We start from the raw sequence: 24080 nt of genomic DNA, 5'->3' as shown, positions 1-24080 counted from the left end.
TCCAGCAAACATAAAAGCCAACCTTAAGAACTTAAGGTTGGCTTAATTTTGCTTTGCGAGCATATGCGCACTTTGTTCGATGGAAACACCGTGATGTTGAAGCGCCTACTAAAAAGACCCTCTTTGAATTTATTCTCCTGGTTATTACTTGCTACTTTTTATATCTCAGTCTGCCTGAATATCGCCTTTTTTAAACAGGTGCTACAGGTGTTACCGCTGGATTCACTGCATAACGTGCTGGTTTTCTTGTCGATGCCGGTCGTCGCATTCAGCGTGATTAATATTGTCCTGACACTAGGCTCTTTCTTATGGCTTAATCGTCCACTCGCCTGCCTGTTTATTCTGGTCGGTGCGGCTGCGCAATATTTCATCATGACCTATGGCATCGTCATCGACCGTTCAATGATCACCAATATCATTGATACTACGCCGGCGGAAAGTTATGCCCTGATGACGCCACGAATGTTATTAACGCTGGGGTTAAGTGGCGTATTAGCCGCGATTATTGCCTGCTGGATCAAAATCAAACCCACCACCTCACGCCTGCGCAGCGTTCTTTTCCGCGGGGCCAACATCCTGATTTCTGTACTGCTGATTCTGCTGGTTGCCGCACTGTTCTACAAAGACTATGCCTCGCTGTTTCGCAACAACAAAGAACTGGTGAAATCCTTAAGCCCGTCCAACAGCATTGTTGCTAGCTGGTCGTGGTACTCTCACCAGCGGTCAGCCAACCTGCCACTGATACGCATTGGTGAAGATGCTCACCGCAACCCATTAATGCAAAATGGGAAACGTAAAAACCTGACCATTTTGATCGTCGGAGAAACGTCGCGCGCAGAGAATTTCTCGCTGAATGGTTATCCACGCGAAACCAATCCTCGTCTGGCAAAAGATAACGTGGTCTATTTCCCTAATACCGCCTCTTGCGGCACGGCAACGGCAGTTTCAGTACCATGCATGTTCTCGGATATGCCGCGTGAGCACTACAAAGAAGAGCTGGCACAGCACCAGGAAGGCGTGCTGGATATCATTCAGCGAGCGGGCATCAACGTGCTGTGGAATGACAACGATGGCGGCTGTAAAGGCGTTTGCGATCGCGTACCTCACCAGAACGTCACCGCGCTGAACCTGCCTGGTCAGTGCATCAACGGCGAATGCTATGATGAAGTGCTGTTCCACGGGCTGGAAGATTACATCAATAACCTGCAGGGTGATGGCGTGATTGTCTTACACACCATCGGCAGCCACGGCCCGACCTATTACAACCGCTATCCGCCGCAGTTCAGGAAATTTACCCCAACCTGCGACACTAACGAGATCCAGACCTGTACCCAAGAGCAACTGGTGAACACTTACGACAACACGCTGGTTTACGTCGACTATATTGTTGATAAAGCGATTAATCTGCTGAAAGAACATCAGGATAAATTTACCACCAGCCTGGTTTATCTTTCTGACCACGGTGAATCGTTAGGTGAAAATGGCATCTATCTGCACGGTCTGCCTTATGCCATCGCCCCGGATAGCCAAAAACAGGTGCCGATGCTGCTGTGGCTATCGGAGGATTATCAAAAACGGTATCAGGTTGACCAGAACTGCCTGCAAAAACAGGCGCAAACGCAACACTATTCACAAGACAATTTATTCTCAACCTTATTGGGCCTGACTGGCGTTGAGACGAAGTATTACCAGGCTGCGGATGATATTCTGCAAACTTGCAGGAGAGTGAGTGAATGAAAATTCTGATTGTTGAAGACGATACGCTGTTATTGCAGGGATTGATTCTGGCGGCGCAAACCGAAGGCTACGCGTGCGATGGCGTGAGCACCGCGCGGATGGCGGAACAAAGCCTTGAAGCCGGTCATTACAGCCTGGTGGTACTGGATTTAGGCTTACCCGATGAAGATGGGCTGCATTTTCTTGCCCGTATCCGGCAGAAAAAATACACTCTGCCGGTGTTAATTCTCACCGCCCGCGATACCCTTACCGACAAAATCGCCGGGCTGGATGTCGGGGCCGACGATTATCTGGTGAAGCCTTTTGCGCTGGAAGAGTTGCACGCCCGTATCCGCGCCCTGCTACGACGCCATAATAATCAGGGCGAAAGTGAGCTGATTGTTGGCAACCTGACGCTGAATATGGGTCGCCGTCAGGTCTGGATGGGCGGTGAAGAGTTGATTCTGACGCCCAAAGAATATGCTCTGCTGTCGCGCCTGATGCTTAAAGCAGGCAGCCCGGTGCATCGGGAAATTCTCTACAACGATATCTACAACTGGGACAACGAGCCCTCGACCAACACCCTGGAAGTGCATATCCATAACCTGCGCGACAAAGTGGGCAAAGCCCGTATCCGCACCGTGCGCGGATTTGGCTATATGCTGGTCGCAAATGAGGAAAACTAATTGAATCTGATGCGTTTTCTGCGCCGACCAATATCGCTGCGCCAACGGCTGATATTGACCATCGGGGCCATTTTGTTGGTGTTTGAGCTGATCAGCGTCTTCTGGCTATGGCATGAAAGTACCGAGCAGATTCAGCTGTTTGAGCAGGCGCTACGCGACAATCGCAACAACGATCGCCACATCATGCGTGAGATCCGCGAGGCGGTCGCCAGCCTGATTGTCCCCGGCGTCTTTATGGTTAGCCTGACGCTATTTATCTGCTATCAGGCGGTACGCCGCATCACCCGACCGCTGGCGGAGCTGCAAAAAGAGCTGGAAGCGCGCACCGCCGACAACTTAACGCCCATTGCCATTCATAGCGCCACCCTCGAAATCGATGCGGTGGTTTCGGCGTTAAACGATCTGGTCAGTCGCCTGACCAGCACGCTCGATAATGAAAGGTTGTTTACCGCTGACGTCGCGCACGAACTGCGAACGCCACTGGCGGGGGTGCGTTTGCATCTGGAACTGCTGGCGAAAACGCATCACATTGATGTAGCACCGTTAGTGGCACGACTTGATCAGATGATGGAGAGCGTCTCCCAGTTGCTGCAACTGGCGCGTGCCGGACAGTCATTTTCTTCCGGTAATTATCAACATGTAAAACTGCTGGAAGATGTCATTCTCCCCTCGTATGACGAACTCAGTACCATGCTCGACCAGCGCCAGCAAACCCTGCTATTGCCAGAGAGCGCCGCCGACATCACCGTTCAGGGTGATGCAACCCTGCTGCGGATGTTATTGCGAAACCTGGTAGAAAACGCCCATCGTTATAGCCCGCAAGGCAGCAACATTATGATTAAGCTGCAAGAAGATGGCGGAGCGGTCATGGCCGTTGAAGATGAAGGACCGGGTATTGATGAGAGTAAATGCGGGGAGTTGAGTAAAGCATTTGTACGAATGGACAGCCGTTATGGCGGAATTGGTCTGGGGTTAAGTATTGTCAGCCGCATTACACAGTTGCATCACGGGCAGTTTTTCCTGCAAAACCGACAAGAGACTTCCGGCACGCGGGCCTGGATACGGCTGAAAAAAGATCAGTACGTGGCAAACCAGATATAAAGAAAGCTGCTGACCACCAGCACGCTGAACACGGTAGTTAAACTTTCATAAACACGGTTTTTCATTGCACTCTCCTCCGTTAACCTGGAGGAGAGTATGCGCGTCAGAGATTAAGTGAACCTTAAGAGTTCAATTGACCTGATAAGACAGCATCACATCAGGCCATCCGTTTCAGCTTATTCATCAATTCGCGGATGTTGCTGCACCAGGCGGGTACGTTTCGCCTGCAAATCGGCAATCTCGTGGTCAATATCATCGATTTTCTGCTCGATATTATCGTAATGCTCGACGAGAATTTCCTTCGCTTCCTGTATATCTGACGCCGCCGGTGTCGCACCTTTCAACGGACGATTTGCCGTCTCTTTCATGGTTACGCCGGTGATTAAACCAACCACCGCCACTACCATCAGGTAATAGGCAGGCATCATCAGATTCTGCGAGCTTTCGACCAGCCAGGCCGCCAGTGTTGGCGTCAGACCGGCAACCAGCACCGAAATATTAAATGCCGCCGCCAGCGCGCTGTATCGGATATGCGTCGGGAACATCGCTGGCAAGGTAGAAGCCATAACGCCCGTAAAGCAGTTAAGGATCACCGCCAGCATCAGTAACCCGGCAAAAATCAGGCCGATGACGTTACTGTTAATCAGAATAAACGCCGGGATCGCCAACACAAACAGTGCAACACTACCAAGTAGCACAAACGGACGACGGCCAAAACGGTCACTCAGCAAGCCCATCACCGGCTGGACAAACAGCATACCGATCATAATGGCGATAATAATCAGCACCCCGTGGTCTTCGGAGTAATGCAGGTTATGCGACAAATAACTCGGCATATAGGTCAGCAACATGTAGTAAGTCACGTTGGTGGCAATTACCAGACCAATACATGTCAACAGGCTGCGCCAGTGTTTGGTGGCAATCTCTTTAAACGAGACTTTCGGGCCATCCTGCAAACCTTCGCGGTCGCCCTGTTCCAGTTTATCGACATGCTGCTGGAACGCCGGAGTCTCTTCCAGCGCATGGCGCAGGTAAAGCCCGATAATCCCTAACGGCAGAGCGATAAAGAACGGAATACGCCAGCCCCAATCGAGGAAGTTCTCTTCGCCGACAATGGTCGAAATTAACACCACTACGCCAGCTCCCAGCACAAACCCGGCAATAGAACCAAAGTCCAGCCAGCTGCCCATAAAGCCACGTTTACGGTCAGGGGAGTATTCCGCAACAAATATTGACGCCCCGGTATATTCACCGCCGACCGAGAAACCTTGTGCCATCTTACAGATCAACAGCAGAATCGGTGCCCAAATACCAATCGTGTCGTAGGACGGTATTAAGCCAATACAGAACGTACTGATCGACATAATCACAATAGTGATAGCGAGGATCTTCTGGCGACCATATTTATCGCCCAACATACCAAAGAAGAGCCCGCCAAGCGGTCGAATCAGAAAGGGAACGGAGAAAGTGGCGAGTGCAGCAACCATCTGCACGCTGGGGTCAGCCCCCGGGAAAAAAACTTTACCTAATGCGTAAGCAACAAAACCATAAACACCAAAATCGAACCATTCCATTGCATTACCCAGTGATGCTGCGGTAATGGCTTTACGCAGTTTACCATCATCAATAATGGTGACATCACGAAGGGTAATCGGTTTTACTTTTTTCCTTTTCAGCATAGCTTTCCTCGCAGAGTTGGCCCATTTCCGCAAACGCCAGAAAAATCAGCGCGACGGCCGCAAAAGGGGAGCGGGAATTGCAGGATGCAATCTCTGTAACAAGCGTAGCGGGTTTGCTTACACCCTCCGGTTAAGGAATGTACAATCAAACCAGTTGACGCCTGAATTGGGCAGTTAATGACCTTTTTACCCTACCAGTGTTTAAATTTGTGATCAACTTCACACATGCATTTCGTTTAGGACTCATTGGTGTAACTGATTATTTACACCAAATTTACAGAGAAGATTTCCTCGACCATTGCCCCCGCCAGACGCTGCGCTGAACAGAGTCGTGGCATCCCCAGTGCGACAGTTCGCCAGCGTTGGGTCACTGACCAGCAAACGGGTTGTTTATCTGCCGTAGACCACTTTCCCAGCCAACTTAAAAAATCAGCATGATCCCCGCCCGTCGAAACGGTCGAAGAGGCAAACCACTGATGGTAATAGTGACGCGTGGTCGGGGCCGCATTGATACTCTCTGCCAAATGTTGTGTCGCTTTCACGCGCAAATCACCTAGCAACAACGCCACCGCTTGCGGGCTTCCCAGACGGCAGGCATCGCCAAATGCACCCCAGCGCAACTCTTCGAGAACGATAAAACAGCGCCCAGGCAACGACCAGGCGTTATACGCCCCAGCACGCCAGCGGGTAAAAATTTGCTCGCTCTGTTCACCCGCCTGCACCAATAGGCCTCGTTGCGTTAACGCCTTTTCCTTCCAGCGACAACGGGCTGAAAACCACTCATACAAGGCGACAATTTGCTGGGGGAGCTCCGGGAAAGCAGAGTGCTGGCGGTGATCCATTTTTTGCAGCAGCGCCAGATGCTGCGCGATCTGCGTCAGCGCCAGATGACCGGGATCCAGCATCGACGCCAGTTTTTCCACCAATGTCAGACGCAGGCTAAGCGGCGCATTTAACATGCCGCCGTTCGTCCATGTCTGAAGCTGCACGCGCGCAAGAAGTTCCTGCATCAGTCGTTCACGAAACTGCTGCTGATGGGCTTGTGGAAGGCGGGCATCATCGCCCTGCGCCAGATCCACTAAAAAGCGCGGATGAACCGACTCCAGCACGCGACCGGGGCCGTCCAGTAACGTCTTGGTCAATATCGTTCTGCCGTGAAAAGTGTTTGAATATCATCGCGTAACAGCTGAGCGTCGGTGTAAATCCAGCCGTGAGTCATCACAGTCTGCTGCAATTGCTGTTGCATCAGCCTGACCACCGATTCATTTTGTTGACGCAGAGCCATACTTTCGCGTAAACGCGTCTGTAATTCCGTCAAACATGAAGCGAACTCAGCGAAAAAAGTATTCATGCCTGCCGTAACAGATTCATCGACCTGCTCTGCCATAACTTTAGCCATTTGTTGGCAATAAAGATCGACTTCTGCGCTTAATGCTCGTTGCAACACACTGTAATCAACCGTCTCTGTCGGGAATTTCTCATTTCCCCGTCCCCAGTCGGGCTGATTCAACCAGCGCGAAAAAATCTCACGCACAACGCCTAAACGCGTGCTCTGCTCGTCCGTTGCTTCCTGGCGCGAAATGACTTCACTGAACAGCTGGCGGGTGTTGAAGTGGGGAACTACGCCGTGAAAAACAGGAAAATGAAACCCAGGACGAAACCCAGACTCACTCAATTCCATTTTGACTTGTTGCTCAATGGGGCGAATAACATCGGTTAACACCCGGCAAAGGGTGGACTCAAGCTCGGCAAAGCGCAGCGTAAAGTCGCGACTGATGGTGTTCTGCGCCGTCTGTAACAGTGTCTCACAGCGGGTACGCATCTCACTTAACGACTCCGAATTATCCTGAAACAACGCGGCTAACTGCGCATTCACCGCATCTTGCTGTTGACGCAGAAAGTGGTTGGCGGAGGTCAGGGCCAACTCGATTTCATGTTTAATCTCGCCGCTCACCTGCGCCTGATTGAGTTGCAATAGCTGCAAACTTTCTTCGACCTGATGGATATTTTGCCGCAATTGTTCACAAGCGACGTTTAACCCGTGCGCACGAAAATCCAGGTATTCCCGCGCCTGCTGCGCGTAATTCAACAGTTTATGCGCGGCAGATCGCAGAGCATACAACGAGGCGTTAGCGTAAGCGGCATGAAGCAACGCCTGAATTGGCTGGGCGAACAGCGAATCTTCCCACAACTGATCGGCAGCATGGCGAATATGTTCGAGGTCCGCCAGATCGGCATGACGCCAGCGCCTGCCGAGCGCGGCATGGGCAAAATCTTCCACCCAGCGTTGTTGCTCTGGCGCGGGTAACTTACCGTTGTTGGCTAACTCATGGCGCGCCCGATTCGCCAGGTAGCCCCACATCGACGACACCGGAAATATCTGCTGTGGCGTAATACAGCCTTTCATCAGCGTTCCGGAAATCAGTGCCCGCACCTGGTCGGCGTCGTCACTGTTACGATCCTGTTGATCGAACTTATTGACCAGCACATACAACGGCACCGATTGCCCCACCGCCAAAATTGCCTCACGGACCTCTTCATCGGAGATCGATTTCAGTTGCGTATAATCCAGCACCGCCAGTACCGCCGAGGCGCGTGCCAGCTGCTGGTTAAGCATTTTTTGCAGATGCGGTTGCCCGGCTTCATTTGGCCCGGGGGTATCCAGTAACGTCAACTGACCGGGATAACTCTCCAGCCCCGCCAGATGGACAAACTCCACTTCAATCACGGGAATATGCTCAATGGCGGCGTAAGCAGAAAAAGGAAAATCGACGTCCAGCGCCTTCGCCAGTCGCACCAAATCATTCAAACTTTTCAGACAATGAAAAATAGGTTGAGCACCCAGATAATATTTTTCGAAAGCGATGCCATTTTCGATCCGCTGCATAAGCGCACGCATATCTTTATCTATTTCCAGCACATCGGTCAGATGCTTAATATCGCAATCACGCAGGCGCTGTTGTAATTGTTGAATTAAATGGTCGATTGGCGCGACATGTGAAAAATGCAGTACCGGTTCTTTTTGCCCGGGCGTATGGCGAATAAGCGTTGGCAGCGCAGTCATTGGGCGATTGCGATTAGGCAGAACCTCCGTACCAACAATGGCATTAATGGTGGTTGATTTCCCTGCTTTCATGGTACCGACAATCGCCAGCACCATTTCCAGCCGGGAAATTTTACGCAACTCATTATTCAGCATCGCGTGACGTTCGGCGATATTAGGCTGACTCCAGGGTAAAGCCAGTTGTGGCGCATCGTCTCCGGGTACAGAGAGAGGTATTTTTTCCAGTAACTGCAACTGTTGTCGGGAAAGCTGTAACAGGCGTTCAGCCTCCTGACTTAACTCATACAGGGTCTGTGTGTACATAGAATATTCTTCCTTAAAGCAAATTTTATTACTTTTATTTAGCCAGATTGTTTTTGAGTTCTGTTTTCGGCTTTTATAATTACTGCAGGAAATAATTTTATATTTAGCGTGTTGTTTTTTTATTAGAATAAATAACATCTCCCAATACGTTTAAAACGTCAGAAAGATAAAAACATCATGTGAATTAAAAAAAGAACGAGTAGAGCATTAACCTTATCTTAAATAATAAATGGAGGCAAAAAGATTATTTTCTTTTTGCGTTTCCTTTCAAATGAAAACGATCGTCATCTAAAATCAGCAGTACCCCCGACAAACTCAGGGATTTTGTGTATAATTGCGGCCTTTTTCGGCAATCTGCCGTTTTTTGGCGCTTTTGCCCTGCTGACTTTTGAGGAAATCCACATGTCATTACCACACTGCCCAAAATGCAACTCCGAATACACCTACGAAGATAACGGCATGTACATCTGCCCGGAATGTGCCTACGAATGGAACGACGCAGAACCTGCACAGGAAAGCGACGAGCTGATCGTTAAAGATGCTAACGGCAATCTGCTGGCTGACGGCGACAGCGTTACCATCATTAAAGATCTGAAAGTGAAAGGTAGCTCTTCGATGCTGAAAATTGGCACCAAAGTAAAAAACATCCGCCTGGTTGAAGGCGACCATAACATCGATTGCAAAATCGACGGTTTTGGTCCGATGAAACTGAAGTCTGAGTTTGTGAAAAAGAACTGATTGTATTGTGATCGGTAGGCCGGATAAGGCGCTCGCGCCGCATCCGGCAACGGTGGCGACTGCCTGATGCGACGCTGACCGCGTCTTATCAGGCTTCCCTCTCATCTGTATAAATTTCGAACTACACTTAACTGGCTTCTCTTAACTGAGGTCACCATCATGCCGTTAAGTCCCTACCTCTCTTTTGCCGGTAACTGTTCCGACGCGATTGCCTATTATCAACGTACGTTGGGCGCGGAACTGCTCTATAAAATCAGCTTCGGCGAAATGCCAAAATCAACGCAGGACAGCGCCGAGAACTGCCCTTCCGGAATGCAATTTCCCGATACCGCCATCGCCCACGCCAATGTGCGCATTGCAGGAAGCGACATCATGATGAGCGATGCTATACCGTCAGGAAAAGCCAGCTACTCCGGCTTTACGCTGGTGCTCGATTCTCAACAGGTGGAAGAAGGAAAACGCTGGTTTGATAACCTTGCCGCCAACGGAAAAATCGAAATGGCCTGGCAGGAAACGTTCTGGGCGCATGGCTTTGGCAAAGTCACCGATAAATTTGGCGTACCGTGGATGATTAATGTCATCAAACAACAGCCAACGCAATAACCCGCCGGGAGGCCCGCCCTCCCGCACTGTCATCGAATTCCCGTTAACTCTTCATCTGTTAGTCACTTTTAATTAACCAAATCGTCACAATAATCCGCCACGATGGAGCCACTTTTTTAGGGAGGCTGCATCATGCAAACGATTATCCGTGTCGAGAAGCTCGCCAAAACCTTCAATCAGCATCAGGCGCTGCACGCGGTTGATCTGAACATTCATCATGGTGAAATGGTGGCTCTGCTTGGGCCGTCGGGTTCCGGAAAATCCACCCTTTTACGTCACTTAAGCGGTTTGATTACCGGCGATAAATCTGTCGGTAGCCATATCGAGCTGCTGGGCCGCACAGTCCAGCGCGAAGGCCGCCTGGCCCGCGATATCCGCAAAAGCCGCGCCAACACCGGCTACATCTTTCAACAATTCAACCTGGTGAATCGCCTGAGCGTACTGGAGAACGTGCTGATTGGCGCGCTCGGCAGCACGCCATTCTGGCGAACCTGTTTTAGCTACTTCACCCGCGAGCAGAAACAGCGCGCGTTACAGGCGCTGACCCGCGTTGGCATGGTGCACTTTGCCCATCAACGCGTTTCCACACTCTCCGGCGGCCAGCAACAGCGTGTGGCGATTGCCCGCGCGCTGATGCAGCAGGCGAAGGTCATTCTCGCTGACGAACCCATCGCCTCGCTGGACCCGGAATCGGCACGCATCGTGATGGACACCCTGCGCGACATCAACCAGAACGACGGCATTACCGTGGTCGTCACGCTGCATCAGGTGGATTACGCCCTGCGCTACTGCGAACGCATCGTCGCCCTGCGCCAGGGGCACGTCTTCTACGACGGCTGCAGCCAACAGTTTGATAACGAACGTTTTGACCATCTCTACCGCAGCATTAACCGCGTCGAAGAGAACGCGAAAGCTGCCTGACATCCCCATCATTGAGGAAAACGAATGAACGCTAAGATAATTGCCTCGCTGGCCTTCACCAGCATGTTCAGCCTCAGCACCCTGTTAAATCCGGCATACGCCGAAGAGCAGGAAAAGGCGCTGAATTTCGGCATTATTTCAACGGAATCACAGCAAAACCTGAAACCGCAATGGACGCCGTTCTTACAGGATATGGAGAAGAAGCTGGGCGTAAAGGTCAACGCCTTCTTTGCCCCGGACTACGCGGGCATTATCCAGGGGATGCGCTTCAATAAAGTGGATATCGCCTGGTACGGCAACCTGTCGGCGATGGAAGCGGTGGATCGCGCCAACGGTCAGGTCTTCGCCCAGACGGTCGCGGCGGATGGATCGCCGGGTTACTGGAGCGTGTTGATCGTCAACAAAGATAGCCCGATCAACAACCTGAACGATCTGCTGGCGAAGCGGAAAGATCTCACCTTCGGCAATGGCGATCCTAACTCTACCTCCGGCTTCCTCGTCCCCGGTTACTACGTCTTCGCTAAAAACAATATCTCCGCCAGCGACTTTAAGCGCACCGTCAACGCCGGGCATGAAACCAACGCCCTCGCCGTCGCTAACAAGCAAGTGGATGTCGCCACCAACAACACCGAAAACCTCGACAAGCTGAAAACCTCCGCGCCGGAGAAGCTGAAAGAACTGAAGGTGATCTGGAAATCACCGCTGATCCCTGGCGATCCGATCGTCTGGCGCAAAAATCTTTCCGAAACCACTAAAGACAAGATCTACGACTTCTTTATGAATTACGGCAAAACGCCGGAAGAGAAAGCGGTGCTGGAGCGCCTGGGCTGGGCGCCGTTCCGCGCCTCCAGCGACTTGCAACTGGTGCCGATTCGCCAGCTCGCACTGTTTAAAGAGATGCAAAGCGTGAAGGACAACAAAGGGCTGAACGAACAGGACAAGCTGGCAAAAACCACCGCCATTCAGGCGCAACTGGATGATTTGGACCGCCTGAACAACGCGTTAAGCGCAATGAGTTCGGTGAGTAAAGCGGTGCAGTAAATCGTAGGTCGGATAAGACGCCCGGCGTCGCATCCGACAATGTGCAGACGTTGATGCCGGATGCGGTGCAAGCACCTTATCCGGCCTACAGACCGGAGCCAAACATGCAAACCATCACCATCGCCCCACCCAAGCGCAGCTGGTTCTCGCTTCTGAGCTGGGCCGTTGTTATCGCCGTGCTGGTCGTCTCGTGGCAGGGCGCGGAAATGGCCCCGCTTACGCTGATTAAAGATGGCGGCAACATGGCGACGTTCGCCGCCGACTTCTTCCCGCCCGATTTCAGCCAGTGGCAGGATTACCTCACCGAAATGGCCGTCACGCTGCAAATCGCCGTCTGGGGCACCGCGCTGGCGGTGGTTCTCTCCATCCCCTTCGGCCTGATGAGCGCTGAAAACCTGGTACCGTGGTGGGTCTACCAACCTGTACGCCGCCTGATGGACGCCTGCCGCGCCATTAACGAAATGGTCTTCGCCATGCTGTTCGTGGTCGCCGTCGGCCTCGGCCCGTTCGCTGGCGTGCTGGCGCTGTTTATCCACACCACCGGCGTGCTCTCCAAGCTGCTTTCCGAAGCGGTGGAAGCGATCGAACCCGGCCCGGTGGAGGGCATTCGCGCCACCGGTGCCAACAAGCTGGAAGAGATCCTTTACGGCGTACTACCGCAGGTCATGCCGCTGCTGATTTCCTACTCTCTCTATCGCTTCGAATCCAACGTCCGCTCGGCGACCGTCGTCGGTATGGTTGGCGCGGGCGGGATCGGCGTCACGCTGTGGGAAGCGATTCGCGGTTTCCAGTTCCAGCAAACCTGCGCCCTGATGGTGCTCATCATCGTCACGGTCAGCCTGCTGGATTTCCTCTCTCAACGGTTGCGTAAGCACTTTATCTGATAAGCGAGGCATTGATATCTATGCACTTGTCTACACATCCGACCAGCTACCCAACACGCTATCAGGAGATAGCCGCAAAACTTGAGCAGGAGCTTCGTCAACACTACCGCTGCGGCGACTATCTTCCCGCCGAGCAGCAACTGGCGGCGCGCTTTGAGGTGAACCGCCACACCCTGCGCCGCGCCATCGACCAACTGGTGGAAAAAGGCTGGGTACAGCGCCGTCAGGGCGTCGGCGTACTGGTGCTGATGCGCCCGTTCGATTACCCGCTCAACGCCCAGGCGCGTTTTAGCCAGAACCTGCTGGACCAGGGCAGCCATCCCACCAGCGAAAAATTGCTATCGGTGCTGCGCCCCGCCTCCGGTCACGTCGCTGACGCGCTGGGGATAACCGAGGGGGAGAACGTCATCCACCTGCGCACCCTGCGTCGGGTCAACGGCGTCGCGCTCTGTTTAATCGACCACTACTTTGCGGACCTCACCCTCTGGCCGACGCTGCAACGTTTCGACAGCGGTTCGCTGCACGATTTTCTGCGCGAGCAAACGGGGATTACGCTACGACGCAGTCAGACGCGGATCAGCGCCCGTCGCGCCCAGGCCAAAGAGTGCCAGCGTCTTGAAATCCCGAATCTGTCGCCGCTGCTGTGCGTGCGCACCCTTAACCACCGTGACGGTGAAAGCAGCCCGGCGGAGTACTCCGTCAGCCTGACGCGCGCCGACATGATTGAATTCACTATGGAGCACTGAATGCACGCAGATACCGCGACCCGCCAGCACTGGATGTCCGTGCTGGCGCACAGCCAACCGGCTGAACTGGCAGCCCGCCTGAACGCGCTGAACATCAACGCCGATTATGAGGTGATCCGCGCCGCTGAAACTGGCCTGGTGCAGATTCAGGCGCGAATGGGCGGCACCGGCGAACGCTTTTTTGCTGGCGACGCCACGCTCACCCGCGCCGCCGTGCGTCTGACTGACGGCACGCTCGGCTATAGCTGGGTGCTGGGGCGCGACAAACAGCACGCCGAACGTTGTGCGCTGATTGATGCGCTGATGCAGCAAAACCGCCACTTTCAAAACTTATCAGAAACCCTTATCGCCCCGCTGGACGCTGACCGTATGGCACGCATTGCCGCGCGCCAGGCCGAAGTGAACGCCAGCCGGGTCGACTTCTTTACGATGGTTCGCGGAGACAACGCATGACCCTGGAAACCGCTTTTATGCTTCCCGTGCAGGATGCCCAGCACAGTTTTCGTCGCCTGTTAAAGGCCATGAGCGAGCCGGGCGTGATTGTCGCCCTGCATCAGCTCAAGCGCGGCTGGCAGCCGCTGAATATCGCCACCACCAGCGTGCTGCTGACGCTGGCCGATAACGACACGCCGGTGTGGCTTGCCGCGCCATTGAGCAACGATATCGTCAATCAGAGCCTGCGTTTTCATACCAACGCGTCGCTGGTTAATCAGCCGGAACAGGCGACCTTCGCGGTAACAGATGAGGCGATCTCCAGCGAGCAGCTCAACGCCCTTTCCACCGGCACTGCCGTTGCACCAGAAGCGGGCGCAACGCTGATTTTACAGGTCACCAGCCTGAGCGGCGGGCGTATGTTGCGCCTCACCGGCGCAGGTATTGCCGAAGAACGGATGATCGCCCCGCAACTGCCAAAGTGCATTCTTCATGAACTTACCGAGCGCCCGCACCCGTTCCCGCTCGGCATCGACCTGATCCTGACCTGCGGCGAGCGCCTGCTGGCTATTCCGCGAACCACTCATGTGGAGGTGTGCTGATGTACGTTGCCGTGAAAGGGGGCGAAAAGGCGATCGACGCCGCCCACGCCCTGCAAGAGAGCCGACGCCGGGGCGATACTGATTTGCCTGAACTGAGCGTCGCCCAGATTGAACAGCAGCTTAACCTCGCGGTAGATCGCGTGATGACCGAAGGCGGTATTGCCGACCGCGAGCTGGCCGCGCTGGCGCTGAAACAGGCCAGCGGCGATAACGTCGAAGCGATTTTTCTGTTGCGCGCCTACCGCACCACGCTGGCGAAGCTGGCGGTCAGTGAGCCGCTCGACACCACCGGGATGCGTCTCGAACGGCGTATTTCAGCAATTTATAAAGACATTCCCGGCGGCCAACTGCTTGGCCCCACCTACGACTACACCCATCGCCTGCTCGATTTCACCCTGCTGGCAAACGGCGAAACGCCAACGCTGACCACCGCTGACAGCGAACAGCAACCGTCGCCACACGTCTTCAGCCTGCTGGCGCGTCAGGGGCTGGCGAAGTTTGAAGAAGATAGCGGCGCACAACCGGACGACATCACCCGCACGCCGCCGGTTTATCCCTGTTCGCGTTCTTCCCGTCTACAACAATTAATGCGCGGTGACGAAGGCTATTTGTTGGCGCTGGCCTACTCCACCCAACGCGGTTACGGGCGCAATCACCCGTTCGCAGGCGAAATTCGCAGTGGCTATATCGATATATTTATTGTGCCGGAAGAGCTGGGATTTGCGGTGAACGTCGGCGAATTGTTGATGACCGAGTGTGAAATGGTCAACGGTTTTATCGACCCGCCGGATGAACCACCGCATTTTACACGCGGCTATGGGCTGGTGTTCGGCATGAGCGAGCGCAAAGCAATGGCGATGGCGCTGGTTGACCGTGCGTTGCAGGCACCGGAATACGGCGAGCACGCAACAGGTCCGGCACAGGATGAAGAGTTCGTGCTGGCCCATGCCGACAACGTCGAAGCCGCAGGCTTTGTTTCGCATCTCAAACTCCCGCACTACGTCGATTTCCAGGCCGAACTGGAGCTACTCAAACGTCTGCAACAGGAGCAGAACCATGGCTAATCTGAGCGGCTACAACTTTGCTTACCTCGACGAGCAGACCAAACGCATGATCCGCCGCGCTATCTTAAAAGCGGTGGCAATCCCCGGTTATCAGGTGCCGTTTGGCGGACGCGAGATGCCGATGCCCTACGGCTGGGGAACCGGCGGCATTCAGCTCACCGCCAGCGTGATTGGCGAAAGCGACGTGTTGAAGGTGATTGACCAGGGCGCAGACGACACCACCAACGCCGTGTCGATTCGTAACTTCTTTAAGCGCGTGACCGGGGTGAACACCACCGAGCGCACGGACGATGCGACACTTATCCAGACGCGTCACCGCATACCCGAAACGCCGCTGACCGAAGATCAGATAGTTATCTTCCAGGTGCCGATCCCCGAACCGCTGCGCTTTATTGAGCCGCGTGAGACGGAAACGCGCACCATGCACGCGCTGGAGGAGTACGGCGTGATGCAGGTGAAGCTGTATGAAGATATCGCCCGCTTCGGTCATATCGCCACCACCTACGCCTATCCGGTGAAGGTGAACGGGCGCTACGTGATGGACCCGTCGCCGATCCCGAAATTCGATAACCCGAAAATGGACATGATGCCCGCCCTGCAACTGTTTGGCGCGGGGCGCGAGAAGCGCATCTATGCCGTGCCACCGTTTACCCGCGTGGAAAGCCTCGATTTCGATGATCATCCGTTCACCGTCCAGCAGTGGGATGAACCATGCGCCATCTGCGGATCGACCCACAGCTATCTTGATGAAGTGGTGCTGGATGACGCCGGAAACCGCATGTTTGTCTGCTCCGATACCGATTATTGCCGCCAACAGAGCGAGGCCAAAAGCCAATGAATCAACCGTTACTTTCGGTCAATAACCTGACCCACCTTTATGCCCCGGGCAAAGGCTTCAGCGATGTCTCTTTTGATTTATGGCCGGGAGAAGTTCTGGGCATTGTTGGGGAGTCCGGTTCCGGGAAGACCACGCTACTGAAATCAATTTCCGCCCGCCTGACACCACAGCAAGGGGAAATTCGCTACGAGAACCGTTCGCTGTACGCGATGAGCGAGGCCGACCGCCGTCGCCTGCTGCGCACCGAATGGGGTGTGGTGCATCAGCATCCGCTTGACGGCCTGCGCCGCCAGGTGTCGGCAGGCGGCAATATCGGCGAACGGTTGATGGCAACCGGAGCGCGTCATTACGGCGATATTCGCGCCACCGCGCAGAAATGGCTGGAAGAGGTGGAGATTCCCGCCAACCGGATCGACGACCTGCCGACCACCTTTTCCGGCGGCATGCAGCAACGTTTGCAGATTGCCCGCAACCTGGTGACGCATCCGAAGCTGGTGTTTATGGATGAACCCACTGGCGGGCTGGATGTGTCGGTACAGGCGCGCCTGCTGGACCTGCTCCGCGGTCTGGTGATGGAGCTTAACCTGGCGGTAGTGATTGTCACCCACGATTTAGGCGTCGCCCGTCTGCTGGCGGACCGTTTGCTGGTAATGAAGCAAGGGAAAGTGGTGGAGAGTGGGTTAACCGACCGCGTGCTCGACGACCCGCACCATCCGTATACCCAGTTGCTGGTGTCATCGGTTTTGCAGAATTGAGCTGGTGCCGGATGCGGCGTAAACGCCTTATCCGGCCTACAAATGCGCTCCCCGTAGGTCGGATAAGACGCATCAGCGTCGCATCCGACACCCGAACCACGAGGCGAAAAATGATTAACGTACAAAACGTCAGTAAAACCTTCATCCTGCACCAGCAAAACGGCGTGCGCCTGCCTGTATTACAAGGCGCCTCACTCACCGTCAACGCCGGCGAATGCGTGGTACTCCACGGCCATTCCGGCAGTGGAAAATCAACTCTGCTACGCTCGCTGTATGCCAACTATCTACCCGACGAAGGGCAAATCCAGATCAAACACGGTGATGAATGGGTCGACCTGGTCACCGCGCCAGCGCGCAAAGTGGTGGAGATCCGCAAAACCACTGTCGGCTGGGTAAGCCAGTTTCTGCGCGTCATCCCACGTATTTCGGCACTGGAAGTGGTGATGCAGCCGCTGCTCGATACCGGCGTACCGCGTGAAGCCTGCGCCGCTAAAGCCGCGCGTCTCCTCACCCGCCTGAACGTGCCTGAACGCCTGTGGCACCTTGCGCCATCGACCTTCTCCGGTGGCGAACAGCAGCGTGTCAACATCGCCCGTGGCTTTATCGTCGACTACCCCATTCTGCTGCTCGACGAACCTACCGCCTCGCTGGACGCTAAAAACAGCGCCGCCGTAGTGGAACTGATCCGCGAAGCCAAAGCCCGCGGCGCGGCCATCGTCGGTATCTTCCATGACGAAACCGTACGCGAGCAAGTCGCCGACCGCCTGCACCCAATGGGAGTCTCTTCATGATTATCAATAACGTCAAACTGGTGCTGGAAAACGAGGTGGTACACGGTTCTCTGGAGATGCAGGACGGCAAAATCCGCGCCTTTGCCGAAAGCCAGAGTCACCTGTCAGAAGCAATGGACGGCGAAGGCGGCTGGCTGCTACCGGGGCTGATTGAGCTGCATACCGATAATCTGGATAAATTCTTCACCCCGCGCCCGAAAGTTGACTGGCCTGCCCACTCGGCGATGAGCAGCCACGACGCGCTGATGGTGGCGAGCGGCATCACCACCGTGCTGGACGCCGTGGCGATTGGTGATGTACGCGACGGCGGCGATCGGCTGGAGAATCTGGAGAAGATGATCAACGCCATCGAAGAGACGCAGAAACGCGGCGTCAACCGTGCCGAGCACCGTCTGCACCTACGCTGCGAACTGCCGCATCACACCACGCTGCCGCTGTTTGAAAAACTGGTCGAGCGAGAACCCGTGACGCTGGTGTCGCTGATGGATCACTCACCGGGCCAGCGCCAGTTCGCCAACCGCGAAAAATATCGTGAATATTATCAGGGCAAATACTCGCTCACCGATGCGCAGATGCAACAGTACGAAGAGGAGCAACTGGCGCTCGCCGCACGCTGGTCACAGCCGAATCGCGAATCCATCGCCGCAATGTGCCGCGCGCGACACATTGCGCTCGCCAGCCACGATGACGCCACGCACGCCCACGTAGCCCAATCCCATCAGCTTGGCAGCGTGATCGCCGAATTTCCTACCACATTCGAAGCGGCAGAAGCCTCGCGCAAGCACGGCATGAACGTACTGATGGGCGCGCCGAATATCGTGCGCGGCGGTTCGCACTCCGGCAACGTGGCGGCCAGTGAACTGGCGCAGCTTGGCCTGCTGGATATCCTCTCTTCCGACTACTACCCCGCCAGCCTGCTGGATGCGGCGTTTCGCGTGGCCGATGACCAGAGCAACCGCTTTACGCTACCGCAGGCGGTGAGGCTGGTGACCAAAAACCCGGCCCAGGCACTGAATCTCCAGGATCGCGGGGTGATTGGCGAGGGCAAACGCGCCGACCTGGTGCTGGCGCATCGCAAGGGCAATCACATTCATATTGACCACGTCTGGCGTCAGGGTAAAAGGGTGTTCTGATGACGGGAAAACTGATTTGGTTAATGGGTCCGTCCGGCTCCGGGAAAGACAGCCTGCTGGCGGAACTCCGCCAGCGGGAACAAACCCAGCTACTGGTAGCGCATCGCTACATCACGCGTGATGCCAGCGCCGGAAGTGAAAATCATATCGCCTTAAGCGAGCGGGAGTTTTTTACCCGCGCGGGGCAAAATCTGTTGGCCTTGAGCTGGCATGCTAATGGTTTGTATTACGGTGTCGGCATTGAGATCGACCTCTGGCTGCACGCCGGATTCGACGTCGTGGTTAACGGCTCACGCGCCCACCTGCCGCAGGCGCGGGCACGTTATCAATCGGCACTGCTGCCCATCTGTTTACAGGTTTCGCCGGAGATCCTGCGCCAGCGCCTGGAAAACCGTGGCCGCGAAAACGCCAGTGAAATTAACGCCCGGCTGGCGCGCGCCGCCCGCTATACTCCTCAGGATTGTCTTACGCTCAATAATGACGGCAGCCTGCGCCAGTCGGTCGACAAGCTGCTGACGCTGATTCATCAGAAGGAGAAACACCATGCCTGCTTGTGAGCTTCGCCCGGCTACGCAGTACGACACCGACGCAGTTTACGCGCTGATTTGTGAGCTAAAACAGGCGGAGTTTGACCACCACGCGTTTCGCGTGGGGTTTAACGCCAATCTGCGCGATCCGAACATGCGCTACCATCTGGCGCTGCTGGATGGCGAAGTTGTCGGCATGATCGGCCTGCATTTGCAGTTTCATCTGCATCATGTCAACTGGATCGGCGAAATTCAGGAGTTGGTGGTGATGCCGCAGGCGCGCGGCCTGAACGTCGGTAGCAAGTTGCTGGCGTGGGCAGAAGAAGAAGCCCGCCAGGCCGGGGCCGAAATGACCGAGCTTTCGACCAACGTGAAGCGCCACGACGCGCACCGTTTCTATCTGCGCGAAGGCTACGAGCAGAGCCATTTCCGCTTCACCAAAGCGCTGTAACATGAGCCTGATCCTCACGCTCACCGGCACTGGCGGCGCACAGGGCGTTCCCGCATGGGGCTGTGAGTGCGCGGCCTGCGCCAGAGCGCGGCGCTCACCGCAGTATCGCCGCCAGCCATGCAGCGGCGTCGTGAAGTTTAACGACGCGATCACCCTGATCGACGCCGGGCTGCACGATCTCGCCGATCGCTGGTCGCCCGGATCGTTCCAGCAGTTTTTGCTGACGCACTACCATATGGATCACGTGCAGGGGCTGTTTCCGCTGCGCTGGGGCGTGGGCGACACAATCCCGGTCTACGGTCCACCGGATGAGCAGGGCTGCGACGATCTGTTTAAACATCCGGGCCTGCTTGATTTCAGCCACACGGTGGAGCCGTTTGTGGTGTTTGATTTGCAGGGGTTGCAGGTCACGCCGCTGCCGCTTAACCATTCGAAACTCACTTTCGGCTATTTACTGGAAACGGCGCACAGCCGGGTGGCGTGGCTATCTGACACCGCAGGCCTGCCGGAAAAAACGCTGAAATTTTTACGCAATAATCAGCCGCAGGTAATGGTGATTGATTGCAGCCACCCGCCGCGCGAGGATGCACCGCGTAATCACTGTGATTTAAATACCGTGCTTGCGCTGAATCAGGTTATCCGCTCGCCACGGGTGATTCTGACCCATATCAGCCACCAGTTTGATGCGTGGCTGATGGAAAATGCACTGCCGTCGGGGTTTGAGGCGGGGTTTGATGGGATGGAGATTGAGGTGGAGTGAGGGAAAATACCCGCGCCGGCCCCTACCTCAACGCCCATACTCATCTTCCATTCTCCGCTCTTCATCTTCCAGTTGCTGACGCTCCTGATCAAGCTGGCGCTGGCGTTCGTCCAGCTGCCTGCGGCGATCTTCAAACTGGCGGCGGCGGTCATCATATTGTCTGCGCCGATCGTCGCTCACTTCACGCTGCCAGCCGTCGTCGCGCGAATCTTCATAGTCTCGCCCACGGTCAGGGTTATAAGCGTCGTTAATCGCCTGCTGAATATTGCCAATGGTGTCATCGATAATATCGGCCTGGGCCGGAACGGTGAACAGCGTGAACAGCGTGAACAGCGTGAACAGGGTGAATAAAAGAAATAGCGGAAAGCGTTTCATTAGCCAACCTCAAAAAGAAACTCTATCCACATTAGTCATTACTCATCCATGCAAGTAGTGGATGAATCTCAATTTCTCCGCTGCTCTATTGCCGTAATCGCCTCCACGCGTTGTTGATGACGACCGCCTTCGTACTGTGCGCCCAGCCACGCATCGACAATCATTTTTGCCAGTTCGAGGCCAACTACTCGTGAACCAAAAGCCAGCACGTTGGTGTCGTTATGCTGCCGCGAAAGTTGCGCGGAATAAGGTTCGCTACAAACGACCGCGCGAATTCCGGCAAACTTGTTCGCCGCTATCGAAATACCGACGCCAGTGCCACAAATCAAAATCCCGCCATCAGCCTCTCCGCCAGCAACGGCCAGTGCGACTTGACTGGCGTAATGCGGATAATCAGTACGCTCTGACGACCAGGTTCCTTTATCAATCACTTCAACGCCACGCTCAACTAAATGTGCCACTATTTCATGTTTTAAAATGAAACCGACATGATCACAGCCAAATGCAATCTTTTTCATTCATCTTCCCCGCTCGCGCAAAACTTCACAATAAAAAAACATTTGTGATTTAAATGAATTAAAAACACCCAAAATCGATGAAATCAGCCTTCCCGATCTGTTTTACAGAGTTACATCTGGCAGCGCAATAGCGTTAAAGACACTCACTATCCGGCAACATCTATCATCTAATAAACCAGAAAAACAAATAACATCATGTTTTTAAAGTGATTAAATGAAATAAAATTTTAAGCCACTCTCCATTATTCACAATAAAACAAACTTTATAAATTTTATTTTTTTGTGAAGTTGCCAGCATCTTTTCTGTTCTTGCTGTGGTGATATAGTGGCGTCTTCAATTCAAGGACAAGAGAACGTGATGAGCCAGTCAGAGTTTGATTCAGCGCTTCCGAACGGTATCGGGTTAGCGCCTTACCTGCGAATGAAGCAGGAAGGAATGACAGAAAACGAAAGCCGCATCGTGGAGTGGTTACTCAAACCCGGTAACCTGAGTTGTGCACCCGCAATTAAAGATGTCGCAGAAGCTCTGGCGGTATCTGAAGCGATGATCGTTAAGGTATCAAAGCTGCTGGGGTTTAGCGGCTTTCGTAACTTACGCAGTGCGCTGGAAGATTATTTTTCTCAGTCAGAACAAGTATTGCCGTCCGAGTTGGCTTTTGATGAAGCGCCGCAGGATGTGGTGAATAAGGTATTTAACATCACTTTACGCACCATTATGGAAGGTCAGTCGATCGTCAACGTTGATGAGATCCACCGTGCCGCCCGCTTTTTCTATCAGGCCAGACAGCGGGATTTGTACGGTGCCGGAGGATCAAATGCAATCTGTGCTGATGTACAGCACAAGTTTTTACGCATTGGCGTACGCTGCCAGGCCTATCCGGACGCTCACATCATGATGATGTCTGCTTCGTTGTTACAGGAAGGAGATGTGGTGCTGGTGGTGACCCATTCCGGGCGAACCAGTGATGTAAAAGCAGCTGTAGAACTGGCAAAAAAGAACGGGGCAAAGATTATTTGTATAACGCATAGCTACCATTCACCGATAGCGAAGCTGGCCGATTATATTATTTGCTCACCGGCCCCGGAAACACCGTTATTAGGTCGTAATGCCTCGGCAAGAATATTACAACTAACTTTGCTGGACGCGTTTTTTGTCTCTGTCGCCCAGCTCAACATTGAACAAGCTAATATTAATATGCAAAAAACCGGCGCAATTGTTGATTTCTTCTCACCAGGCGCGCTGAAATAAGAAAAAGGTAATTCCGCCATCGCGGAGTTACCTATCCCCTTACCGTGAGAACATGATTATGAATAAATATCTGAAATATTTCAGCGGCACACTCGTGGGCTTAATGTTGTCAACCAGCGCTTTTGCTGCCGCCGAATATGCCGTCGTATTGAAAACACTCTCCAACCCATTTTGGGTAGATATGAAAAAAGGCATTGAAGATGAAGCAAAAACGCTGGGCGTCAGCGTTGATATTTTTGCCTCTCCTTCAGAAGGCGATTTTCAATCTCAATTGCAGTTATTTGAAGATCTCAGTAATAAAAATTACAAAGGTATCGCCTTCGCACCATTATCCTCAGTGAACCTGGTCATGCCTGTCGCCCGCGCATGGAAAAAAGGCATTTATCTGGTCAATCTCGATGAAAAAATCGACATGGATAATCTGAAAAAAGCAGGCGGTAATGTGGAAGGTTTTGTCACCACCGATAACGTTGCCGTCGGGGCGAAAGGCGCGTCATTCATTATTGACAAGCTGGGTGCCGAAGGGGGTGAAGTTGCAATTATTGAAGGTAAAGCCGGTAACGCCTCCGGTGAAGCGCGTCGTAATGGTGCCACCGAAACCTTCAAAAAAGCAAGCCAGATCAAGCTTGTCGCCAGCCAGCCTGCCGACTGGGACCGCATTAAAGCACTGGATGTCGCCACTAACGTGTTGCAACGTAATCCGAATATTAAAGCGATCTATTGCGCGAATGACACGATGGCAATGGGTGTTGCTCAGGCTGTCGCAAACGCCGGAAAAACGGGAAAAGTGCTGGTCGTCGGTACAGATGGCATTCCGGAAGCCCGCAAAATGGTGGAAGCCGGACAAATGACCGCGACGGTTGCCCAGAACCCGGCGGATATCGGCGCTACGGGTCTAAAGCTGATGGTTGACGCTGAAAAATCCGGCAAGGTTATCCCGCTGGATAAAGCACCGGAATTTAAACTGGTCGATTCAATCCTGGTCACTCAATAAAACTAAATGATGCCGGATAGTGATGCTAATGAAGTGTCTTATCCGGCCAACAAAATAACCTGAACGTAGACCTGATAAGTGTAGCCCATCAGGCAATAATACGATATTT

At 53.9% G+C, this 24080-nt stretch carries 27 protein-coding genes; 21 read left to right on the top strand and 6 right to left on the bottom strand.

Annotated elements, in window-relative coordinates; translation table 11 throughout:
- Positions 1–93 precede the first annotated feature (93 nt).
- Genes eptA through pmrB form a run of 3 tightly spaced genes read left to right on the top strand, consistent with a single transcriptional unit; the run spans position 94 to position 3503 of the window.
- Positions 94–1737, top strand: coding sequence for a phosphoethanolamine transferase EptA (eptA, locus tag ACJHX4_RS12345; protein ID WP_001296660.1), 1644 nt, complete (start codon positions 94–96; stop codon positions 1735–1737).
- Complete coding sequence (gene basR / locus ACJHX4_RS12340; RefSeq protein ID WP_000697905.1) at positions 1734–2402, top strand: two-component system response regulator BasR; 669 nt, start codon at positions 1734–1736, stop codon at positions 2400–2402. Before eptA ends, basR begins: the two co-directional genes overlap by 4 nt.
- The gene (gene pmrB / locus ACJHX4_RS12335; RefSeq protein WP_001052123.1) at positions 2403–3503 is read left to right on the top strand and encodes a two-component system sensor histidine kinase PmrB; all 1101 of its coding nucleotides are present in this window, start codon (positions 2403–2405) and stop codon (positions 3501–3503) included.
- On the opposite strand, the gene pmrR is transcribed toward pmrB, so the two are convergent.
- The 4 genes from pmrR to crfC all read right to left on the bottom strand — a co-directional run bounded on the left by pmrR (position 3479) and on the right by crfC (position 8549).
- On the bottom strand, positions 3479–3568 hold the full coding sequence (pmrR, locus tag ACJHX4_RS12330) for an LpxT activity modulator PmrR (protein WP_000797657.1): 90 nt from the start codon (positions 3566–3568) through the stop codon (positions 3479–3481). The genes pmrB and pmrR overlap by 25 nt on opposite strands.
- 111 nt (positions 3569–3679) lie before the next feature.
- Entirely contained in the window at positions 3680–5182 is a 1503-nt protein-coding gene (proP, locus tag ACJHX4_RS12325) for a glycine betaine/L-proline transporter ProP (protein WP_001296659.1), read from the bottom strand.
- Positions 5183–5445: 263 nt separating this feature from the next.
- Positions 5446–6324: a YjcZ-like family protein gene (locus tag ACJHX4_RS12320; RefSeq protein ID WP_000169155.1), complete on the bottom strand. Its 879-nt coding sequence runs from the start codon at positions 6322–6324 to the stop codon at positions 5446–5448.
- On the bottom strand, positions 6321–8549 hold the full coding sequence (crfC, locus tag ACJHX4_RS12315) for a clamp-binding protein CrfC (RefSeq protein WP_000288541.1): 2229 nt from the start codon (positions 8547–8549) through the stop codon (positions 6321–6323). The genes ACJHX4_RS12320 and crfC overlap by 4 nt, the downstream gene beginning before the upstream one ends.
- A gap of 402 nt (positions 8550–8951) precedes the next feature.
- Between crfC and ACJHX4_RS12310 the strand changes: the two genes are divergently transcribed.
- From ACJHX4_RS12310 to phnP, 16 genes are all read left to right on the top strand, one after another.
- Entirely contained in the window at positions 8952–9287 is a 336-nt protein-coding gene (locus ACJHX4_RS12310; RefSeq protein WP_001300891.1) for a zinc ribbon domain-containing protein YjdM, read from the top strand.
- A 159-nt stretch (positions 9288–9446) separates the two neighbouring features.
- Positions 9447–9890: a VOC family metalloprotein YjdN gene (gene yjdN / locus ACJHX4_RS12305; RefSeq protein WP_001131346.1), complete on the top strand. Its 444-nt coding sequence runs from the start codon at positions 9447–9449 to the stop codon at positions 9888–9890.
- Positions 9891–10022: 132 nt separating this feature from the next.
- A complete protein-coding gene (phnC, locus tag ACJHX4_RS12300; RefSeq protein ID WP_001193415.1) occupies positions 10023–10811 on the top strand; it encodes a phosphonate ABC transporter ATP-binding protein in 789 nt (262 codons plus the stop codon).
- Positions 10812–10835: 24 nt separating this feature from the next.
- Positions 10836–11852, top strand: coding sequence for a phosphonate ABC transporter substrate-binding protein (gene phnD, locus ACJHX4_RS12295; RefSeq protein ID WP_000991976.1), 1017 nt, complete (start codon positions 10836–10838; stop codon positions 11850–11852).
- Positions 11853–11956: 104 nt separating this feature from the next.
- Entirely contained in the window at positions 11957–12736 is a 780-nt protein-coding gene (gene phnE / locus ACJHX4_RS12290; RefSeq protein ID WP_001296658.1) for a phosphonate ABC transporter, permease protein PhnE, read from the top strand.
- A gap of 20 nt (positions 12737–12756) precedes the next feature.
- The gene (gene phnF / locus ACJHX4_RS12285; protein WP_001296657.1) at positions 12757–13482 is read left to right on the top strand and encodes a phosphonate metabolism transcriptional regulator PhnF; all 726 of its coding nucleotides are present in this window, start codon (positions 12757–12759) and stop codon (positions 13480–13482) included.
- A complete protein-coding gene (gene phnG, locus ACJHX4_RS12280; RefSeq protein WP_000542778.1) occupies positions 13483–13935 on the top strand; it encodes a phosphonate C-P lyase system protein PhnG in 453 nt (150 codons plus the stop codon).
- Positions 13932–14516 (top strand): phosphonate C-P lyase system protein PhnH, encoded by a 585-nt coding sequence (gene phnH, locus ACJHX4_RS12275; RefSeq protein WP_000171599.1) that lies wholly within the window; start codon positions 13932–13934, stop codon positions 14514–14516. Before phnG ends, phnH begins: the two co-directional genes overlap by 4 nt.
- Entirely contained in the window at positions 14516–15580 is a 1065-nt protein-coding gene (gene phnI / locus ACJHX4_RS12270; protein WP_001296656.1) for an alpha-D-ribose 1-methylphosphonate 5-triphosphate synthase subunit PhnI, read from the top strand. Before phnH ends, phnI begins: the two co-directional genes overlap by 1 nt.
- Complete coding sequence (gene phnJ / locus ACJHX4_RS12265) at positions 15573–16418, top strand: alpha-D-ribose 1-methylphosphonate 5-phosphate C-P-lyase PhnJ (protein WP_000002299.1); 846 nt, start codon at positions 15573–15575, stop codon at positions 16416–16418. Before phnI ends, phnJ begins: the two co-directional genes overlap by 8 nt.
- Complete coding sequence (phnK, locus tag ACJHX4_RS12260; protein ID WP_001075531.1) at positions 16415–17173, top strand: phosphonate C-P lyase system protein PhnK; 759 nt, start codon at positions 16415–16417, stop codon at positions 17171–17173. The genes phnJ and phnK overlap by 4 nt, the downstream gene beginning before the upstream one ends.
- Positions 17174–17283: 110 nt before the next feature.
- Positions 17284–17964 carry a phosphonate C-P lyase system protein PhnL gene (gene phnL / locus ACJHX4_RS12255; protein WP_000611411.1) on the top strand — a complete coding sequence of 227 codons (681 nt, stop codon included), beginning with the start codon at positions 17284–17286 and terminating at the stop codon, positions 17962–17964.
- A complete protein-coding gene (phnM, locus tag ACJHX4_RS12250; RefSeq protein ID WP_000586269.1) occupies positions 17961–19097 on the top strand; it encodes an alpha-D-ribose 1-methylphosphonate 5-triphosphate diphosphatase in 1137 nt (378 codons plus the stop codon). Before phnL ends, phnM begins: the two co-directional genes overlap by 4 nt.
- Entirely contained in the window at positions 19097–19654 is a 558-nt protein-coding gene (gene phnN / locus ACJHX4_RS12245) for a ribose 1,5-bisphosphokinase (RefSeq protein WP_000147011.1), read from the top strand. The genes phnM and phnN overlap by 1 nt, the downstream gene beginning before the upstream one ends.
- Complete coding sequence (gene phnO / locus ACJHX4_RS12240) at positions 19641–20075, top strand: aminoalkylphosphonate N-acetyltransferase (protein WP_001110490.1); 435 nt, start codon at positions 19641–19643, stop codon at positions 20073–20075. Before phnN ends, phnO begins: the two co-directional genes overlap by 14 nt.
- A 1-nt stretch (position 20076) precedes the next feature.
- The gene (gene phnP, locus ACJHX4_RS12235; protein ID WP_000052746.1) at positions 20077–20835 is read left to right on the top strand and encodes a phosphonate metabolism protein PhnP; all 759 of its coding nucleotides are present in this window, start codon (positions 20077–20079) and stop codon (positions 20833–20835) included.
- A 27-nt stretch (positions 20836–20862) separates the two neighbouring features.
- Here the strand turns inward: phnP and yjdP are convergent, their stop codons facing one another.
- On the bottom strand, positions 20863–21210 hold the full coding sequence (gene yjdP / locus ACJHX4_RS12230; protein WP_021538322.1) for a DDRRRQL repeat protein YjdP: 348 nt from the start codon (positions 21208–21210) through the stop codon (positions 20863–20865).
- A 68-nt stretch (positions 21211–21278) separates the two neighbouring features.
- Entirely contained in the window at positions 21279–21728 is a 450-nt protein-coding gene (gene rpiB, locus ACJHX4_RS12225; RefSeq protein ID WP_000716792.1) for a bifunctional allose-6-phosphate isomerase/ribose-5-phosphate isomerase RpiB, read from the bottom strand.
- A gap of 358 nt (positions 21729–22086) precedes the next feature.
- Here rpiB and alsR point away from each other — a divergent pair, with 358 nt between their 5' ends.
- Both alsR and alsB read left to right on the top strand, forming a co-directional pair.
- A complete protein-coding gene (gene alsR / locus ACJHX4_RS12220) occupies positions 22087–22977 on the top strand; it encodes a D-allose utilization transcriptional regulator AlsR (protein WP_000083216.1) in 891 nt (296 codons plus the stop codon).
- A gap of 58 nt (positions 22978–23035) precedes the next feature.
- Positions 23036–23971 carry a D-allose transporter substrate-binding protein gene (gene alsB, locus ACJHX4_RS12215; RefSeq protein ID WP_001523708.1) on the top strand — a complete coding sequence of 312 codons (936 nt, stop codon included), beginning with the start codon at positions 23036–23038 and terminating at the stop codon, positions 23969–23971.
- The last annotated feature ends 109 nt before the right edge of the window (positions 23972–24080 follow it).

The sequence above is a fragment of the Escherichia sp. WS2035 genome (assembly GCF_046487065.1).
Classification (GTDB): domain Bacteria; phylum Pseudomonadota; class Gammaproteobacteria; order Enterobacterales; family Enterobacteriaceae; genus Escherichia; species Escherichia coli.
The sequence above is the reverse complement of the archived record's forward strand: the minus strand, read 5'-3'. Positions and strand labels throughout refer to the sequence as shown.